This is a genomic window from Gluconacetobacter tumulicola (assembly GCF_014174215.1).
GTDB classification, from domain to species: domain Bacteria; phylum Pseudomonadota; class Alphaproteobacteria; order Acetobacterales; family Acetobacteraceae; genus Gluconacetobacter; species Gluconacetobacter tumulicola.
This window is the reverse complement of record NZ_JABEQL010000002.1, coordinates 73,640-88,302: the sequence shown is the minus strand read 5'-3', so window position 1 is coordinate 88,302 and position 14,663 is coordinate 73,640. Positions and strand designations below refer to the sequence as shown.

Here is a 14,663-nt window from a genome sequence, read left to right as displayed (position 1 = left end):
AAAATGTCTTCGCCGTTCCATCTTGCCTTTCCCGTGGACGATCTCGACGCCGCCCGCCATTTCTATGGCGAGGTCCTGGGCTGCCCCGAGGGGCGCAGCTCCGATAGCTGGATCGATTTCGACCTGTTCGGCAACCAGATCGTCACCCATTGCACCGGCCCCCGCGACCCCCATGGCGGCGGCACGGGCAGCGGCGCGGTCGATGGCCACAACGTGCCGATCCCGCATTTCGGCGTCGTGCTGGACATGGAAAGCTGGGAAGCCCTGGCCGAGCGCGTGCGCGCGCACAATATTCCCTTCGTCCTGGAACCGCAGGTCCGCTTCAAGGGCCTGCCGGGCGAGCAGGCCACGATGTTCTTCTTCGACCCGGCCGGCAATGCCCTGGAATTCAAGGCCCTCCGTTCGATGGACCAGCTGTTCGCCAAACAGTGACCGGCGGCCGCAACCGCGCGCGCCGCGCCGCCTGCGCGGCCCTGCTGCTGATCGGGGCCGGCGCATCGCCGGCCCGCGCAACGGGCCAGGCCACCACCCCCGACCAGGGGGCGGTGGCGCGTGGCGCCTATCTGGCGGCGGCCGGGGACTGCGTGGCGTGCCACACGGCACCCGGCGGCCGTCCCTTCGCGGGCGGACGGGCCATCCGTACCGCCTTCGGCACCCTGCTGGGCAGCAACATCACGCCCGACACCGCAACCGGCATCGGCGGCTGGACGGACGCGCAGTTCCTGCGCGCGGTCAAACGCGGGATCGGCGGCAGGGGCCAGCGGCTCTATGCCGCCATGCCGTTCAATACCTATGCCAGGGCCAGCGACCGCGATATCCTGGACATCAAGGCCTATCTCGCCAGCCAGCCGCCGGTACGCAACGCGGTGGCGACCAACCAGCTACGCTTTCCCTTCAATATCCGCCTGCTGTCGGCCTTCGTCTGGTCGCTGCTCTATTTCGACCCGGCACCGTTCCGCGCCGATCCCACGCGCGACGCGCAATGGAATCGCGGCGCCTATCTGGTGACCGGCCTGGGTCATTGCACAACCTGCCATTCGCCCAAGAACCGCCTGGGGGCCGACGATGTGCGCGCCTATCTGGGCGGCGCGCCGCTGGAGGGCCTGTTCGCCCCGGCGCTGGATGACGCCGCCCGCACCGGATTGGGCGGCTGGACGGAGGAGGACATCGTCGCCTACCTGCACACCGGCACCAGCCGCCGCGCGGTCGCGGCCGGCCCGATGGCCGAGATCGTCAGCCGCTCGACCCAGTTCCTGACCGACGCCGACCTGCGGGCAATCGCGGTCTATCTGCGATCGGTGCCCACCCCACCCGGGCAGGAGGCCACGCCGCCCGCCCCGCCGGCTACGGCGGCGATGGAAGCCGGCGCGCGCCTCTACGGCGAAAGCTGCCGCGCCTGCCACGGCGCCGACGGGCAAGGCATCCCGGGCATGGTCCCGGCCCTGGCCGGCCACGCGCGCGTCCAGTCGGCCGATCCGGCCAGCGCCCTCAACGTGATCCTGCAGGGCGCCCAGTCCGCGATCACGCACGGCAACGACCGCGGCACCAGCATGCCGGCCTTCGCCTGGAAACTGACGGACGCCCAGGTCGCCGACGTCACGACCTTCCTGCGCAACAGCTGGGGCAACCGCGCCTCCCCCGTCACCCCGGCCGACGCGGCCCGCGCCCGCCAGGCACTCAACGCTCCCCAATCCCTTCTGCGCTGAACGGCAATTTTTAAATCCGCATTGTACGGATCGCGATGCAGGCTCCTACCCGCCTGTAACCTGCCGCGTCCATTCCGGCAGGTTGTAGTAATTCGAAATCCGCGCCACCTTGCCTTCGCGCAGGGTAAAGAACGCCCCCGCCGGCAGCACATAGGTCTGGCCGGCGGCCTCCGGCAGCCCCTCGTCGGTGCTCAGATAGGTGCCATGGACGACGAATTCCGCCGCCGCCCGGCTGCCATCGTCATTGACCATCACCACCACGTCGCGGATCTCCTCGCGATAGCAGCGGTCCATGCGCTGCAGAAAGGCACGGAACGCCGCCACCCCGTTCTCGCTGCCGCCCTGGTTGATGTCATGTACGACATCATCGGTCAGCAGGGCCAGAAAGGCCGCACGGTCGCCGGAATTGAAGATGCGGTAATAGCTCTCGATGACCGCGCGCGCGGTGGCAATGGACATGACGGGCTCCGATCGGTCAGGCAGGATATCCGACAGTCTGATAAGGCCCTTGCCACGGCGAGGGAATGTCGGGGCCAGCCCAGCGACACAAAAAAATCGACCCGATCCGGTTTTCCTGTGTTTCATGTCGGAACCGAACCGTCATCCGACGCGAACATTCGGGTGACAGGCCGACAGGCCCGACATGATAGCCGGGAGCCCTGCCGGTCAGAAGGGGAATGTCCGCATGCCCAGCCGCACCGCCCGCCTGTTCGCGATTCTGATCCTGCTGGCCCTCCCGACGGGTGGGGCGCATGCCGCATCCGGCGATCCGGCCGCCTGCGCGCCGGTCCGCCTGTCCAATGTCGGCTGGACGGATGCCGAAGCGGTCACCGCCGTCGCCGCCACCCTGTTCGAGGCACTCGGCTACGCGCCCCGCACGCCGATGCTGGCCCTGACCATGACCTACGTGGCCATGCGCGACCGGCGCGTGGATGCGTTTCTCAGCAATTGGGAACCCTCGGGCAGCACCCCGATCGCGCCGTTCCTGGCCGACGGGTCCGTGGAACGGCTGGCCACCAACCTGTCGGGCGCGCATTACACGCTGGCGGTGCCCGATTATGTCTGGCAGGCGGGCCTGCGCGATTATCGCGACATCGCGGCATGGGGCTCGCGCCTGGGCTACATGATCTTCGGGCTAGAAGCCGGCAATGACGGCAACGCGCTGGTGCTGGACATGATCCGCGCCAACCAGTTCCAGCTTCAACGCTTCCGCCTGGTGGAAAGCAGCGAGCAGGGCATGCTCAGCCAGGTCGACCGCATGATCCAGAGCCACCGCCCGATCGTGTTCCTGGCGTGGGAACCCCATCCCATGAACCTGCGCTTCGCCCTGCGCTACCTGACCGGCGGCGACAAGGTCTTCGGCCCCGATGGCGGCGCCACCGTCAATACCGTGATCCGGCGCGGCTACCGCACGGACTGCCCCAACGCGGCGCGCCTGCTGGCCCGGATCCGCTTCACGATCCCCGACGAGAACATCATGATGCTGGCCATCCAGCGCGACCATATGCCCCCGCCCCAGGTCGCCCGGCGCTGGCTGCGCGGCCATCCCGACGCCTGGCACGCCTGGCTGGACGGCGTGACCACCCGCGATGGCGCGCCGTCCCTGCCCGCCATGCAGGCATTTCTCGCGCCCGGCGGATGAATCTGACGGATCGAATGAAATTTATGTCGTATCGGGACAAGAGGCACGCGCTTATGGTTCCGTATCCTCGTTTCGGACAAGCAATCAAACCGCCCGGCACGGGCCGGCCACGATCGGGAGAATGATCATGTCAGAAGGGGCATCGGCCGGCATCAAGCCGCGCCTGCGCGTCGGCTTCGTTCTGGCCGAGCATTTCACGCTGTCCGCCTTCGCCCTGTTCGTCGACCATCTGCGCCTCGCCGCCGACAAGGACGATCGCAGCCGCCCCATCCACTGTTCCTGGCAGGTCCTCTCCGCCTCGGTCCATCCGGTGCGCTCCAGTTGCGGCGTGGCCATCGCGCGCGACGCCCCGTTGGGCGATCCCAGGGCCTTCGACCATATCGTCGTGGTCGGCGGCCTGCTGCACGGGCAGGAGCAGATCGATTACGTCACCACCGCCTGGCTGCGCCGCGCCGCCGCGATGGGCATCACCCTGATCGGCGTCTGCACCGGCACCTTCGCCCTGTGCCGCGCCGGGCTGATGGACAATCGCCGCGTCTGCGTCAGCTGGTACCATCGCCAGGATTTCCAGGAGGCCTTTCCCACCCACGAGCCGGTCAGCGACCAGATGTTCCTCGACGATGGCGACCGCATCACCTGCTCCGGCGGCGGGGCGGCGGCCGACGTGGCCATGCACCTGATCGAACGCAGCATCGGCCGCCCGGCGGGGCTCAAGGCCAGTCATATCCTGCTGATGGAACGCGCCGGCGCCGCCGGCAACCAGACAAGGCTGCAACCCCAGCCGCCGACCCTGGCCTCGGCCACCCGCTTCGCCGACCCTCGGGTGCGGCGCGCGGTGTTACACATGGAACAGAACATGGCGCGCCCGCTGCCGATCGCGCAGCTCGCCGCCCGGCTGGGGATCTCCAGCCGCCAGCTCGAACGGCTGTTCCAGACCACGCTGGGCCGCAAGCCGCAGGATTTCTATCGCACATTGCGCCTGCGCCACGCCCGCGCCCTGCTGGAAGCCGGCGAAATGAGCGTGACCGAAATCGCCATCGAGATGGGCTTTTCCGACTGCTCGCATTTCTCCCGTCATTTCAAGAACATGTTCGGCATCAGCCCCAGCGCCTGCCATCGCACGGCCCTGCCCGACTTCGCCGCCCGCCGCGCCGCGCCGGACGTGCTGTCCCATGCCGGCATCAGGCTGTTCTCCGACCGGTAAGGACACCCCGACCATGGCCTATGCCGACGCCCATATCCTCATCGTCACCTGCGCCAGCCAGACAGGCCTGGTCGCCGCCTGGTCGGGCTGCCTGTTCGATGCGGGCGCGAACATCATCGAGATCCATCAGCATGCGGATCTGGCGGAGGGCCAGTTCTTCATGCGCATCGCCTTCACCGCCGCCACCCCGCCCGACCGGGCAATCCTGGTCGGGGTGGCGGCCCGGTTCGACGCGCACTGGCAGTTCTATCCGGCCGGCGCGCGGCAGCGCGTGCTGATCATGGTGTCGAAATTCGACCATTGCCTGGCCGACCTGCTCTATCGCTGGCGCATCGGCGAACTGGCGATGGACCCGGTGGCCATCGTGTCGAACCACCCGCGCGAGGCCACCCGCGCCGTCGCCACCGACGACATCCCGTTCCACTACCTGCCCGTCACCCCCATGACCAAGGCGGCGCAGGAAGAGCAGCTATGGCGCCTGGTGACCGAAATCGGGGCCGACCTGGTCGTGCTGGCCCGCTACATGCAGGTATTGTCGAACGAGATGGCGGCGAAACTCTCCGGCCGCTGCATCAACATCCACCATTCCTTCCTGCCCAGCTTCAAGGGATCGCGCCCCTATCACCAGGCCCAGGCCCGCGGCGTCAAGCTCATCGGCGCCACCGCCCACTACGTCACGGCAGACCTCGACGAAGGCCCGATCATCGAACAGGATGTCGAACGCATCTCGCACGCCGACACGCCCGACGACCTGATCCGCAAGGGCCGCGACGTGGAACGGCGCGTGCTGTCCAAGGCCGTGCATTACCATCTGCAACGGCGCGTGATCGTCAACGGGCATCGCACGGTGGTGTTTCCGGACTGACCGGACCGGTCATGTCTTTCATCCCCGGGGACGTGTATAGGATCGCGGACATTTCCCGGAAGATGAATTTTTTCGATGAAAAAAGTCATTATCATTACAAACCCGACGGCCGGACATCATAGTCGTTCAAGAATTTCCCGCTTCGTACGCCATCTGGAGCAGGCCGGCCCGCGCACGACAATCGCGCGGACACAATATCCCGGCCACGCGACCATCCTTGCCCGCGACGCCGCCGCCAGCGGGCTCTATTCCCACATCGTCGCGGCGGGCGGAGACGGCACGATCGCGGAAGTCGCGGCGGGCATGATCGGCACCTCCGCCATCCTGGGCATCCTCCCCCTCGGCTCGGCCAACGTGCTGGCGCACGAGCTGAAGATCCCCTTCAACGAGATCAGGAACGCCGCCCTGATCCAGGCCGGCCATTTCACGACCATCTGGCCCGGCTATCTCCACACAAAGGCGGGGCGCCAGCTTTTCGTACAGATGGCCAGCATCGGGTTCGACGCCCACATCGTCCACGGCACCTCGACGCGGCTGAAAGCATGGGTAGGCCGCGCCGCCTATGCCGTCAGCACGCTCTCATCCCTCTTCCGGTTCGAATTGACGGAATTTACCGCGCTGATCGACGATATTCCCCATCGCGCCACGACCGTCATCGTCTCGAAAGGCTCGCTCTACGCCGGAAAATACGAGCTGACGCGCCACTCCGCGCACGGGGACAGGAATTTTTCCGTCATCCTGTTCGAAACATCCGGCAAGCTGGCCCTGGTCAGGACCATTCTCTCGCTGTTCCTCGGCAGAATCGAGCAGCAGAAGGGCACGCGAACCCTGACCGCCTCGACCGTCCAGATCCCGTCCCCCGCCGCCATTCCCATCCAGAGTGACGGCGACCGCAAAGGATTTTCCCCGGTTCTTCTCGATATTTCCGCATCGCCACTGCACGTGGCGACGGGCCCTACCCCTCCGCCGGCAGGGTAAAGACCACCGGTTCCACCCCCAGATCGGCCAGCAGGCGGATCAGCACGGCGCGGGGAAACACCCAGGTTTCGGTATTGTCCAGCGGATGACAGGTGATGGCATCGGCCTCCAGCAGCGAGGATTCGATGGCAAAGCGGACCTGGCGCTGCGTATCGGCCACCAGGCTGAGCGGCCCCAGCGCCCCCGGTTCGGTATCCAGCACCGCACGCATCAGCTCCGGACTACCGAAGGACAGGCGCTTGGTCCCGATCAGCCCCGGCAGGGCCTTCATGTCCAGCCGCCGGTCCGCCGGCACACTCACCAGCACCAGAACGCCCTTTGCATCCTTCAGGAAGGCATTCTTGGTATGCACCCCATCCAGCCCCGCATAATGCAGATGCGCTTCCTCCACCGTGCGGACGGGCGGATGGCTGACGCCGCGCGGCTGGAAATCCAGCCGCTCCAGCAGGGCACGCAGATCTTCACGCATCAATGGATGTTCCTTCTCATGCGCCCAGCATGCCGAGCGCCCGCAGATGGTCAAGCAGCACCCGCGCCGCCTCGGCAGGGTCCGGATTGTCCAGCACCCGCCCTCCACCAGCCGGCGCGGCCGACCCGATCAGCCGGGGGCGCGCACGATAGGGTCGCTCCGTCCCTTCCAGCGGGGCGATGGTCTCCGCATCCGCCACAGCGACCGTATGCATCGCCACCCGCCGCGCGCGGTCGAAGACAAAGGGCGGCGCCGGCGCCGCATCATGCGCGCACAGGATGCAGGGCAGCCTGATCCGCGCGTCCTGCCGCGCCCCCAACGGCAGGCCGATCGTCACCGGCAGCCAGCCATCCGCCCCGGCACCGATCGCCATCACGCCGGCAAGCAGCGGCCAGCCAAGCCGCTCGGCCAGCAGATAGGGCAGCATGCCGCTATCCTCGCCACCACAGGCCCGCGACCCCGCCAGTACCAGATCGGGCGGCGCGGCAGACAGATGCGCCGCCAGAATCGCGACGGGATCGCCCACCCCCCGCAGACACGCGATCTGTCCCAGCCCATGACCGGCCGCCTGCCCCAGGGCCGCCGCCGGCAGACCCACATGCAACCCACCGACCGCCCCGCCCGCCGACAGCGCCAGCCCGATCGCCGCAATCTCGCCGCGCGGCGGAGCCGAACGGCCGGAGACAGGGTCGATCCCGCCCGAGAGCAGCACCACGCTGCGCATCACCCTTCCCCCCGCAGCAGCGCGATCAGCGCCGGCATGACCGCCTGCGCATCGGCAATGATCGACAGCCCCGCCCGCGCGACGATCGCCGCATGCAGGTCGGTATTGACCGCCACCACATGCTCCACCTTGCCCAATCCCTGAAGATGCTGCGGCGCACCGGCAATGCCGAACGCCAGATAGCAGCGCGCGTCCAGCACCGTGCCCGACGCACCGACCTGCGCCGCGCGCGGCATCAGCCCGGCATCGCACACCACACGGCTCGCCCCCTCGGTCGCACCCATAAGTCTAGACAGGGTATGAAAACTTTCAAAATCAACCACCCCCTGCCCCGCCGCCATCACAAACGGCGCCTCGGCCAGGGGAATGCCGGCAGCCTGCGCCGCCATCACCGGCCCGACCTGCATCCGCGCCGCCATCGCCGGCACGTCCGGCGGCGGGCATGGCCGGCCTTCGCGCCGCGTCCCGCCATAAGGCGCGACACGATCGATCGGCAGGGTCAGTACTCGGGCCGGCACGGCCGCCCGCTCGCGCCGCACGGCCCCAACAGGCCGGATCGCCTGGCGCGCGCTCAGCATTTCAATTCCGGTCTGGATCGGCCACCCCGACCGCGCAGCCAGCCGGCGCGCCCAATCCCCCCCCGCCGGCGTTTCCGCCAGCACCACATGGCGCGGCGCAAACGGCGCCAGCGCCGCCAGCATCACCCCCGGCATCGCGTCCGGACCAATGGCCGTATCCAGCCACACCACACGGTCCGCACCCGCCTCGCCAACTGCCTCGCCCGCATCTCTCCCAGCCAGCAAGGCAACGACGCCACCATCCGCCCCCGCCAACACACGCGCCGCCCCCAAAGTCTGGCGCGCCCAGCGATCCAGCCGCCCATTCGGCGCCTCGACGACCGCCGCAACCCAGAAGACAGGCGTTTCGACGCGAATCATCACGGGCTCACGCGGCCCGGCATCCGGCGCAATCGCCATACCATCCCGGCCGGCACGCGCCAGACGCGGCCGGGCACCGCCCGGCACCAGGCAACGCGCCCGTTCCGCACGTGGATCGCGTCTGGGCCGCCCCGTCATCACACCATTGCTCATGCCACCACCGCCGCCAGCACCAGTTCGGCCACGTCACGGATCTCGGGGCGCGGGCCGGTCACGCCTTCCAGCATCGCGGTGCAGCCGGGGCAGGCCACCGCCACCAGGCTCGCTCCCGCCGCCCGCGCCTGCTCCATCCGCAGGTCCGGAATGCGGGTGACGGCATCGACATCGCTGACCGGACTGCCGCCCCCGCCGCCACAGCACATGGCGCGCATGCCATGGCGCGCCATTTCCACCCGGTCGGTGCAGGCTGCATCCAGCAGGCGGCGGGGCGCATCGATCTCGCCATTGTACCGGCCCAGATAGCAGGGATCGTGATAGGCGACGCGCGCACCTTCCCGCCGCTCCAGGCGCAGCCGCCCGTCGCGCACCAGTTCGTCCAGCAGGCCGGTATGGTGCTGAATCTCCCACCGGCCGCCCAGCGCCGGATACTCGTTGCGCAGCACATGCAACACATGCGGATCGGCGGTAACGATCTTCGTAAAGCGCCGCGCATTCAGCGCCGAGATGGCTTCCGCCGCCAGAGCCTGGAATGTCGCCTCATCCCCCAGACGGCGCGCCAGATCCCCGCAATCGACCTCGTCCCCGCCCAGGGTGGCGAAGCGCAGTCCGGCCCGGCGCATCAGCGTGACCAGCGCGCGCAATGTGCGGCCATAGCGCGCGTCGAACGCCCCCTCACCCAGCCACAGCAGGATGTCCGTCTCGCCCCCCGGCGGCACCACCGGCACATCGAGGGCCGCAATCATGTCCCCCCGCGCCGCCAGATCCCGGCCGCCCGGCTCGGCCCGCTCGCGCGAAGCCCGCAATGCCTGCGCCGCGCCGTCACGCGTGGCCCCCAGCATCAGGGTTTGTCCCCGACGCAGCGCCACCACCGCGTCGACATGCTCGATCAGCATCGGACACTCCTCGACACAGGCGCGACAAGTGGTACAGGCCCACAGCGTGTCGCGATGCAGCACATTGCCGACGATAGGCTCTTCCATTCCCCCCTTGCCCCGCAACACCGGCGCCGATGGTGCCGGCCGCCCGGCATAAGGAGGCGGCACGGCACGCATCGCCCCCGACAGGGCCTGGATCAGCGCCTTGGGGTTCAGGCGCTGCCCGGCGGCGAAAGCAGGGCACGCCTCCTCGCACCGCCCGCACTGGATGCAGGCATCGAAACCAGCCAGTTCCGGCCCCGAAAAATCGGCAGGCACCAGCACGCCCAGACGCGGCGCCGCAAGATCGAGCGGCCGTAACCCCGTATCGCGCCCCTTCCCGCTGAAGCGGCCCGGCCGCGTATGACCGGCCAGCCATGCCACGCCCGCCAACGCATGGCGCATCGGCCCCAGCGCCACCAACCGCAGCAGCGCCACCCCGCCCAAGCCGCCCAGCACCACCGACAGGATCACCGGCAGCGCCGACGCGCCGATCGCCATGAACAGGGCGGCCAATCCATTGCCCACACACCATGCGGCCAGAGCTGCCGGCAGCCACAGGAATACGCCTCCCGACAAGGCGGGCGGCGTCTTCGGCACCCGTCGCCGCCACACCAGCAGCGCACCGATACCCCCCATTCCAAAAGCCAGCGCCGCCAGCGCCCAGACGATCCCCCCCGCACCCAGCAGAGCCGCCAGCAGCGCCAGCGCCAACCCACCCAATACGCCCCCGGCCGCCATCGCATGCATCCGCGCCGCCGCCGGACGGCGCGCGACGACATGATGCACATCCACCAGATAGCGCCCGGGCACCTGACGCAGCCCGGCCAGCCAACCGGTCGCCGGGCGCCCCTTCAGCCAACGCGCCAGCAGCACCAGCCAACCCACCGCCGCCGCCAGCGCAATGCCCCCGATCTCCCCCACGATCAGCGCGCGCATCAGGCTAGAGATCCTTGCACAGCCGCAGCGCGTCATAGAGCGCGGCATGGACGTTACGCGCCGCCACGGCATCGCCGATACGGAACAGCGCATACTCCCCGACCCGGATCCGTTCCATCACCGGCTGGGGCCGTCCGGCGACCAGCGCGTGCACGTCGGTCTGCCCTTCATTGGCCGAGGCCGCCTTCAACCCGTCATAAACAATCGTATCCGGCGTCCCGCCGCGATCGACCACGATGTGATCGACCACCCGCTCCTCTTCCGCACCCGTCATGGTGTTGCGCAGCACGGCGACCAGCCGGTTGCCCTCGCGCCAGGTCTCGGTCAGCTCCATGTTCGGCGTCGTCACAACGTTCAGCCGATAGAATTCGCGCAGATGCACCGGCTGATTGGTGGTACCGACCTCCTGCGCCACCAGCCGATCATGCGTCACCAGCTCGACCAGACACCCCCGCGTGGCCAGCAATTCCGCTACCGAGGACGCATTATGCTGCCCCATTTCGTCGAAGATCAGCACGCTGCCCGTCGGCGCAACCCGTCCCGCCAGCACGTCCCGCGTCGTATGGTGCAGGTCGCTGCCCGGATCGTCACCCCGGATCGCATCACCGCCCGTCGCCACAATCACCACATCCGGCGCGCGCAGCAGGATGTCGGTCGCCGTCGCGTCCTCGCCCAGTCGCAGGTCGACCCCCAGCTTGCGCACCTGCCCGTCCAGCCAGCGCACAATGCCTGACAGCGCCTCGCGCCACGTCGCGCGGGCCGCCAGGTTCACCTGCCCACCAGTGCGGTCCTCTCGTTCGAACAGCGTCACCTGATGGCCACGCTGGGCACAGACCCGCGCGGCCTCCAGCCCCGCCACGCCGGCCCCGACAATGACCACGCGCCGCGTCAGCGGCGCCGGCGCGATCTCGTGCGGCATCGTCGCCTCGCGGCCCGTCGCCGCATTCTGCAGGCACAGCGCGTCGCCACCGACATAGATCCGGTCGATGCAATAGCCCGCCCCCACACATTGGCGGATATCGTCCTCGTGCCCAGCCGCCAGTTTCCTGACCAGATGCGGGTCGGCGATATGCGCGCGGGTCATCGCCACCATGTCGACATGCCCCTCGGCCACCGCGCGGGCCGCCGTCGCCAGGTCGGTGATGCGCTGGGCGTGAAAAACGGGAATATCCACGGCCCGCTTGATCGCGCTGGCCAAGCCGAGAAAAGGCGCGACGGGAAACGCCATGTTAGGCAGCGAGACCGCATGCGCCATCTCATCACGCGCCTGCCCGCCGATGACATTGACGAAATCGATCAATCCTCGACGCGCGTAGTCCTCGGCAATCGCAATACAATCCTCCTGCGTAAGCCCCCCCTTCATCAGTTCATCGCCCGACATGCGCATGCCGACCACGTAATCATCCCCGGTCGCCTCACGGATCGCGCTCAGAACCTCGATGCCGAAGCGCATCCGGTGTTCCAAACTGCCACCATAGGCATCGTGCCGGTGATTGACCGATGGGCTCCAGAACTGGTCCAGCAGATGACCATGCGCCCCCGAGATTTCGAGCCCGTCCAACCCGCCCTCGCGACATCGCCGCGCGGCAGCACCAAAGGCACGGACGACACGGGTAATATCCTCCGGCTCCATCTCCTTGGGGATCGACCGCGATGCCGGCTCGCGCCGGACCGAGGGCCCGATCACCGGCAGCCACGCATCGGTATCCCACCGCGTACGGCGCCCCATATGGGTCAACTGGATCATCAACCGGGCGCCATGGCCATGCACCCGGTCCGCGAACTGGCGGAAATACGGGATCACGCTGTCGTCGGAGACCGCGATCTGGCTCCACGGCGTGGCCGGGCTGTCCAGTTCGACCGAGGAGGAACCACCGAACATGGTCAGCCCGATGCCGCCCTTCGCCTTCTCGGCGTGATAAAGCTGGTAGCGCTCCTGCGGTTTGCCATCGACGCCATAGCCCGGTGCATGGCTGGTGCTCATCACCCGGTTGCGGATGACCATCGACTTGATGCGCAACGGCTTCAGCAGGGCGTCGGCATAGGGGATCATATTCGTTCCTTCAGCCTGCCTGCCGCTGACGTTCCTGGCGCGGGGCATAGCCGAACCGGTTACGGAAGGCGGTCGAGAAATGGGCCAGGGACATGAAGCCACAGGCAATGCCGATATCCGTGATCGACATGCCGGTCTGCCGCAGCAGGCGCCGTGCGCGCTCCAGCCGTGTCGCGGCCAGATAAGCGACCGGCGTGGCACCGGTATAGGTGCGGAACAGCCGTTCCAACTGGCGTTCCGACAGGCCGGCGGCGCGCGCGATCTCACCTACGCTCAGCTTCTGGTCGATACGGCTTTCCATCAGCTGCACGGCGCGGCCCATCGATGGCGGCAAGGGGTCCAGCGTGGTGACGGGCTGAACCTCGCTCCCCGCCCGGTCGCGCTCCAGCAGGAACTGCGTCGCGATTTCGCGGGCGCGCGCCGGGCCGAGATGGGTGGCGATGATCCGCAGCATCATATCCAACGGCACCGCGCCACCAGTGCAGGTGATGCGATCGCGATCGATCACGAACATCTCGTCCACAATATCGATCTCGGGAAATTCCTCGCGGATCGCGCCCAGATTTTCCCAATGGATCGCACAGCGATAACCACGCAGCAGCCCGGCTTCAGCCAGGGCAAAAGTGCCGGTACACAACGCCCCGATCACGATCCGCTGCCGCGCCAGCCGGCGCAGCGCCACCCGCAGCTCCTGGCTGGTGGCACCGCGGACATCGATCCCACCGCACACGAACAGCACATCGAGCCCCTCGGCGTCCCCCAGCGCTTCGGTCGGATGCAGCGACAATCCGTTACTGGCGGCAATCGGCGCGCCATCCAGGCTCAGCACCCGCCAGGCATAATCCTCGCGCCCGGTCACCCGATTGGCCATGCGCAACGCCTCGATCGCGTTGCTGACAGCGATCAGCGAATAGGTCTTCAGCGTCAGGAACCCGAAACGGCGCAGGCTGGCGAGGTCGCTGGCGCGTGGAGCCATCGCTCTAACGCTCGATCACGAGATCGCTGGTGGGGCGCGCGCAACAGATCAGGATCATGCCCTGGTCGATCTCACGCTGGCGGATGCCACCGTCATGTTTCATCTCCACCGTGCCGGATACCAACCTGCATTTGCACGTTCCGCACATGCCCCGCGCGCAGGACGCCGGCAGGCGCATCCCGGCAGCCCGCGCGGCGGACAGAACCGGCGTATCACCGGCACAGGCAATCTCGCGCCGGCTTCGGGTGAAGCTGACTGCATATCGCACGCCACCGGGCACAACATCCTGCTCGGAATCGTCGGCCTCCTGTGGCACCAGTTCGCCAAAATCGAAACTTTCCTCGTGGAAGCGCTCCATATCCAGCCCGGCTTGCGTGGCCAACGCCCGCACTGCCTGGCGATAGCCCTCGGGCCCGCAGACGAACCAGCGGCGGGCGAGAAGATCGGGCACCTCGCGCATCAGCAGCGCCGCGTCGATCCGCCCCATCGCACCCGGCCAACGCCGCCAGGGCGTATCGTGCTCGCAGATCATCCGCACCCGCAGCGACGGTGCCTGGCTTTCCATCCATGCCAGTTCGCGTTCGAAAATCAGGTCGTTCGGCGAGCGGGCGGAATGCAGGAATACGGCATCGACATCGAAGCGCGTATCGACCATGTGCCGCGCCATCGACATCACCGGCGTGATGCCGCTGCCCGCCGACAGAAACACATATCGTTCCGCCGCACCGTCCGGCGGCACATCCAGCACGAAATCCCCCGCCGGGCCCAGCGCCGCGATCTCCATCCCCGGCCGCAGATGATCATGCAGCCAGTTCGACACCGGGCCGCCGGCCACGCGCTTGACCGTGATCGCCACCGCGTCCGGCCGGCTGGGTGAGGAGGAGAGCGTGTAGCAGCGATGATACACGACATCCCCGATCATGATGGTAAAGGTCATGAACTGCCCCGGCCGGTAGCGGAACCGGCGCGGCGCAGGCGCGGTCAGAATAAAGGTCGCCACATCATGGGTCTGCCGCCGCACGGCGCGACAGACCAGCATTTCGTCCTGTTCCGGGTCCCAGAAGGGCGGCAGGGCCTCGACGGTCGTCATGCGGCG

The 14,663-nt window shown here is 68.0% G+C and carries 14 protein-coding genes; 6 read left to right on the top strand and 8 right to left on the bottom strand.

What is annotated here, in order from left to right:
• Positions 1 to 3 precede the first annotated feature (3 nt).
• Positions 4 to 432, top strand: a complete 429-nt coding sequence (locus HLH29_RS01820; protein ID WP_182964311.1) for a VOC family protein — start codon at positions 4 to 6, stop codon at positions 430 to 432.
• Positions 429 to 1,706, top strand: a complete 1,278-nt coding sequence (locus tag HLH29_RS01815) for a c-type cytochrome (protein WP_182964310.1) — start codon at positions 429 to 431, stop codon at positions 1,704 to 1,706. Before HLH29_RS01820 ends, HLH29_RS01815 begins: the two co-directional genes overlap by 4 nt.
• A gap of 45 nt (positions 1,707 to 1,751) precedes the next feature.
• Here the strand turns inward: HLH29_RS01815 and HLH29_RS01810 are convergent, their stop codons facing one another.
• A complete protein-coding gene (locus HLH29_RS01810) occupies positions 1,752 to 2,165 on the bottom strand; it encodes a ketosteroid isomerase-related protein (RefSeq protein ID WP_182964309.1) in 414 nt (137 codons plus the stop codon).
• A 226-nt stretch (positions 2,166 to 2,391) separates the two neighbouring features.
• Here HLH29_RS01810 and HLH29_RS01805 point away from each other — a divergent pair, with 226 nt between their 5' ends.
• The 4 genes from HLH29_RS01805 (at position 2,392) to HLH29_RS01790 (ending at position 6,395) form a co-directional block, all read left to right on the top strand.
• On the top strand, positions 2,392 to 3,348 hold the full coding sequence (locus HLH29_RS01805; protein WP_182964308.1) for a glycine betaine ABC transporter substrate-binding protein: 957 nt from the start codon (positions 2,392 to 2,394) through the stop codon (positions 3,346 to 3,348).
• A gap of 127 nt (positions 3,349 to 3,475) precedes the next feature.
• The gene (locus HLH29_RS01800; protein WP_182964307.1) at positions 3,476 to 4,552 is read left to right on the top strand and encodes a GlxA family transcriptional regulator; all 1,077 of its coding nucleotides are present in this window, start codon (positions 3,476 to 3,478) and stop codon (positions 4,550 to 4,552) included.
• 13 nt (positions 4,553 to 4,565) lie between these two features.
• The gene (gene purU, locus HLH29_RS01795; RefSeq protein ID WP_182964306.1) at positions 4,566 to 5,417 is read left to right on the top strand and encodes a formyltetrahydrofolate deformylase; all 852 of its coding nucleotides are present in this window, start codon (positions 4,566 to 4,568) and stop codon (positions 5,415 to 5,417) included.
• 75 nt (positions 5,418 to 5,492) lie between these two features.
• The gene (locus HLH29_RS01790; RefSeq protein WP_182964305.1) at positions 5,493 to 6,395 is read left to right on the top strand and encodes a diacylglycerol/lipid kinase family protein; all 903 of its coding nucleotides are present in this window, start codon (positions 5,493 to 5,495) and stop codon (positions 6,393 to 6,395) included.
• On the opposite strand, the gene HLH29_RS01785 is transcribed toward HLH29_RS01790, so the two are convergent.
• Genes HLH29_RS01785 through HLH29_RS01755 form a run of 7 tightly spaced genes read right to left on the bottom strand, consistent with a single transcriptional unit; the run spans position 6,373 to position 14,657 of the window.
• Positions 6,373 to 6,864, bottom strand: coding sequence for a prolyl-tRNA synthetase associated domain-containing protein (locus tag HLH29_RS01785; RefSeq protein ID WP_182964304.1), 492 nt, complete (start codon positions 6,862 to 6,864; stop codon positions 6,373 to 6,375). The genes HLH29_RS01790 and HLH29_RS01785 overlap by 23 nt on opposite strands.
• Positions 6,865 to 6,880: 16 nt before the next feature.
• Entirely contained in the window at positions 6,881 to 7,588 is a 708-nt protein-coding gene (locus HLH29_RS01780; protein ID WP_182964303.1) for an electron transfer flavoprotein subunit beta, read from the bottom strand.
• Positions 7,588 to 8,679 carry an electron transfer flavoprotein subunit alpha/FixB family protein gene (locus tag HLH29_RS01775; protein ID WP_182964302.1) on the bottom strand — a complete coding sequence of 364 codons (1,092 nt, stop codon included), beginning with the start codon at positions 8,677 to 8,679 and terminating at the stop codon, positions 7,588 to 7,590. The genes HLH29_RS01780 and HLH29_RS01775 overlap by 1 nt, the downstream gene beginning before the upstream one ends.
• Complete coding sequence (locus tag HLH29_RS01770; RefSeq protein WP_182964301.1) at positions 8,676 to 10,538, bottom strand: DUF3483 domain-containing protein; 1,863 nt, start codon at positions 10,536 to 10,538, stop codon at positions 8,676 to 8,678. The genes HLH29_RS01775 and HLH29_RS01770 overlap by 4 nt, the downstream gene beginning before the upstream one ends.
• Before the next feature lie 4 nt (positions 10,539 to 10,542).
• Positions 10,543 to 12,591: an NADH:flavin oxidoreductase gene (locus HLH29_RS01765; RefSeq protein ID WP_182964300.1), complete on the bottom strand. Its 2,049-nt coding sequence runs from the start codon at positions 12,589 to 12,591 to the stop codon at positions 10,543 to 10,545.
• Positions 12,592 to 12,601: 10 nt separating this feature from the next.
• The gene (locus HLH29_RS01760; RefSeq protein ID WP_182964299.1) at positions 12,602 to 13,567 is read right to left on the bottom strand and encodes a GlxA family transcriptional regulator; all 966 of its coding nucleotides are present in this window, start codon (positions 13,565 to 13,567) and stop codon (positions 12,602 to 12,604) included.
• A gap of 4 nt (positions 13,568 to 13,571) precedes the next feature.
• Positions 13,572 to 14,657: a hybrid-cluster NAD(P)-dependent oxidoreductase gene (locus HLH29_RS01755; protein WP_182964298.1), complete on the bottom strand. Its 1,086-nt coding sequence runs from the start codon at positions 14,655 to 14,657 to the stop codon at positions 13,572 to 13,574.
• Positions 14,658 to 14,663 lie beyond the last annotated feature (6 nt).

Bases quoted from the DNA above. Each gene is read 5' to 3' on its own strand.
- HLH29_RS01820 (WP_182964311.1), top strand. From the start codon at position 4: ATGTCTTCGCCGTTCCATCTTGCCTTTCCCGTGGACGATCTCGACGCC.
- HLH29_RS01810 (WP_182964309.1), bottom strand. From the start codon at position 2,165: ATGTCCATTGCCACCGCGCGCGCGGTCATCGAGAGCTATTACCGCATC.
- HLH29_RS01805 (WP_182964308.1), top strand. From the start codon at position 2,392: ATGCCCAGCCGCACCGCCCGCCTGTTCGCGATTCTGATCCTGCTGGCC.
- HLH29_RS01800 (WP_182964307.1), top strand. From the start codon at position 3,476: ATGTCAGAAGGGGCATCGGCCGGCATCAAGCCGCGCCTGCGCGTCGGC.
- purU (WP_182964306.1), top strand. From the start codon at position 4,566: ATGGCCTATGCCGACGCCCATATCCTCATCGTCACCTGCGCCAGCCAG.
- HLH29_RS01790 (WP_182964305.1), top strand. From the start codon at position 5,493: ATGAAAAAAGTCATTATCATTACAAACCCGACGGCCGGACATCATAGT.
- HLH29_RS01785 (WP_182964304.1), bottom strand. From the start codon at position 6,864: ATGCGTGAAGATCTGCGTGCCCTGCTGGAGCGGCTGGATTTCCAGCCG.
- HLH29_RS01780 (WP_182964303.1), bottom strand. From the start codon at position 7,588: ATGCGCAGCGTGGTGCTGCTCTCGGGCGGGATCGACCCTGTCTCCGGC.
- HLH29_RS01775 (WP_182964302.1), bottom strand. From the start codon at position 8,679: ATGAGCAATGGTGTGATGACGGGGCGGCCCAGACGCGATCCACGTGCG.
- HLH29_RS01770 (WP_182964301.1), bottom strand. From the start codon at position 10,538: ATGCGCGCGCTGATCGTGGGGGAGATCGGGGGCATTGCGCTGGCGGCG.
- HLH29_RS01765 (WP_182964300.1), bottom strand. From the start codon at position 12,591: ATGATCCCCTATGCCGACGCCCTGCTGAAGCCGTTGCGCATCAAGTCG.
- HLH29_RS01760 (WP_182964299.1), bottom strand. From the start codon at position 13,567: ATGGCTCCACGCGCCAGCGACCTCGCCAGCCTGCGCCGTTTCGGGTTC.
- HLH29_RS01755 (WP_182964298.1), bottom strand. From the start codon at position 14,657: ATGACGACCGTCGAGGCCCTGCCGCCCTTCTGGGACCCGGAACAGGAC.